Annotated in this window: 3 protein-coding genes; 2 read left to right on the forward strand and 1 reads right to left on the reverse strand. The window is 38.0% G+C overall.

The features are described 5' to 3' along the window. Positions 1-532: 532 nt before the first annotated feature. Positions 533-853, forward strand: a complete 321-nt coding sequence (locus PX481_RS15310; protein ID WP_002758002.1) for a hypothetical protein — start codon at positions 533-535, stop codon at positions 851-853. Next, on the forward strand, positions 850-1314 hold the full coding sequence (locus PX481_RS15315) for a PIN domain-containing protein (protein ID WP_002758004.1): 465 nt from the start codon (positions 850-852) through the stop codon (positions 1312-1314). Before PX481_RS15310 ends, PX481_RS15315 begins: the two co-directional genes overlap by 4 nt. A 549-nt stretch (positions 1315-1863) precedes the next feature. Here the strand turns inward: PX481_RS15315 and PX481_RS15320 are convergent. Continuing rightward, the gene (locus PX481_RS15320; RefSeq protein ID WP_002758006.1) at positions 1864-2019 is read right to left on the reverse strand and encodes an anacyclamide/piricyclamide family prenylated cyclic peptide; all 156 of its coding nucleotides are present in this window, start codon (positions 2017-2019) and stop codon (positions 1864-1866) included. Between the last annotated feature and the right edge of the window lie 255 nt (positions 2020-2274).

A 2274-nucleotide genomic window follows, 5' to 3' on the forward strand; every position in this document is an offset into this window, starting at 1 on the left:
CCATAATTACTTTTATATCATCCTAGCTGAGTATTATAGCGCAGACTTTTTAGCATCTTATAATTTTAACAGATTTTGGACAGACTGCGAGATAGACGGGTTCATCTCCCTGAACCTAAGTCTTCTAGCACTCGTGAGCCAAGGAAAAGGGAGACAACAGAAGCTCAAAAATCTGTACTCCCCCGCCCCCCGCTCAAGAAGCTTCCGAAAGCCCTGAATTTAACTAGGGTTGTACGTCAATTCATTGAGGCAAACCGTGCGCCCTGGCAAGAAGAAAAAGACTTTTGACCTGATTTGAGGTTCGTGCTAGAATCAGGGGGATTACTCTGCGTCGTCTCCCGCAAAAGGACGTTCCTCTCCAGAATTTAAGGTGAAATTTGACTTGACGGGGAGTTTAACCTGATGTTTAAGCACTTGTCAAGCTTTTTGTGATAATTTGTTACCAAATATTTCTTGGTGAGATTTTGTCTGAGTGAAGTAGTGATAGAATAGGTCATGCCAATAAAAGTCGTTGGCAAAAATCTTTATAACTATGAAAGCAATTCAATCTACTGGAAAGATCGATAAGGTAGGTCAATTATCTTTAGACCACCCAATTAAAGGGACTCCACCCAGTTCAGTAAGAGTTATCATTCTTTGGGAAGAAACAGAAACAGAGATTAATAACTTTTGGCAACAAATCAGTAAATATCAACAACATCCTTTAATGTCAGCAGAACAATTACAACAGGAGTTAAAACAATCTTTGACCGAAGCAGGTTATGATTCAAGAGAGAAAATTGTTGATCTTGTCCAAGATATTAAACGGGAAATATCTCAAGAACGTCAACAAAAACAAGATTCAATACAATGAAGAAAATTCCTGAATTAATTTTTTTAGACACTAATGTTCATTTAATCGGTGCAGTTGAGCTAGAAAGTCCTGAAGGTTTAATTCTACAATGGTTAGGTTGGGAAGCCCCAAACGATAATCCTGTGGGGGTAATAATTTCTGAAGAACTTATTAACCAAATTACCAGAGTTGCCAAACGTTTAAAAAATAAAGATTGGAGTGGAGAAATAATTGGAAGGATCTGGCAAAACTTAAAGTTTTGCTATGTCCAGATTGATGATTTTGAGTTAGCTGAAATGGAGGCTTTGGGAGTAATTCCTCGTGAAGATGTAGGAGTCTATTTAACGGCAAAAGTTGGTCAATCTCAATGTTTTATATCTGCTAATCATAAGTTAATTAAGATTTTGGTTCAACAAACAGGTGAATTTGAATGTTTAATGCCTTCTGAATTTGTAAATAAGTATCTAAATTCTTTAAAATAAAAAAATAAGGCTATTTTAATCCTCGTTTAACCGCTTCAGCTAACGCCATTGATTTTTTTAATTGTCTTTTTTCCTGGGTCTTAACAACATTAGGTTGGTCTTGTTTTTTACCTGAAGTCACTCAATTGTCAAGGCTTTTTTTATTAAATTTTGTAACAATTTGGCAACAAAAAAGGCACAGGCAACAAAGACCAAATCGCTCTTAAAATAAGCGAATTACTGTTAGAAACATCAATCGGGTACTTATTGAAAACTCTAATTTTTGACCAAGAGAAGTCAAAGACAATCTCCGACTTTTTAAGTAGCATTGACTAAATCTTCTAGCACTCGTGAACCAAGGAAAAGGGAGACAACAGAAGAGCAAAAACCTGTACTCCCCCGCTCCCTCTCTCCCCTGCTCAAGAAGCTTCTCCGCCTCCCCGATGCCCGGTATCCGAAAGCCGCGAATTAACAAGGATTGTGCGTCAATTCGTTGATGCGAACCGTGCGCTAAGGGAGACAGAAAAAGACTTTTGACACTTTTTGAGGTGAGTGTTAGAATTATGAGGACTACTCCGCGTCGTCGCCCGCAAAAGGAGCATTTCCTTTTGAACCTCTTCGGAGTAAATCTAGGGGGGCGATCGCATTGTCATTACGAGAGACGGTAGCGGTATTTTCCCGTTGAACAGGAGCGGCATTGCGGGGGGTCAGTTTTTTGGTTTTCATGGGGTAAATCCTCCATTATTGTTGAGTTCAGTCATACCACCTTTTTTCTGCTGAGTCAATAGTTTTATTCTGAGTTTTTATCTATCTTTGTTATAGTTTTTTATCTATGTTTAATGTCATTACAGTTTTTCTGTTTAAATTTCCCGAAGAAAAAAACCACCTGATGCTACTGGGGTAGTAAACTTTGCCCGACTTCATCACTTTCTATGTTCTAAAACTTTAGCAAAATCTCTTACTTCTCTTAATAAATTAGGG

Source organism: Microcystis sp. M53603_WE2 (genome assembly GCF_030065435.1).

Coding starts and splice junctions, on each gene's coding strand:
- PX481_RS15310 (WP_002758002.1), top strand. CDS start 533: ATGAAAGCAATTCAATCTACTGGAAAGATCGATAAGGTAGGTCAATTA.
- PX481_RS15315 (WP_002758004.1), top strand. CDS start 850: ATGAAGAAAATTCCTGAATTAATTTTTTTAGACACTAATGTTCATTTA.
- PX481_RS15320 (WP_002758006.1), bottom strand. CDS start 2,019: ATGAAAACCAAAAAACTGACCCCCCGCAATGCCGCTCCTGTTCAACGG.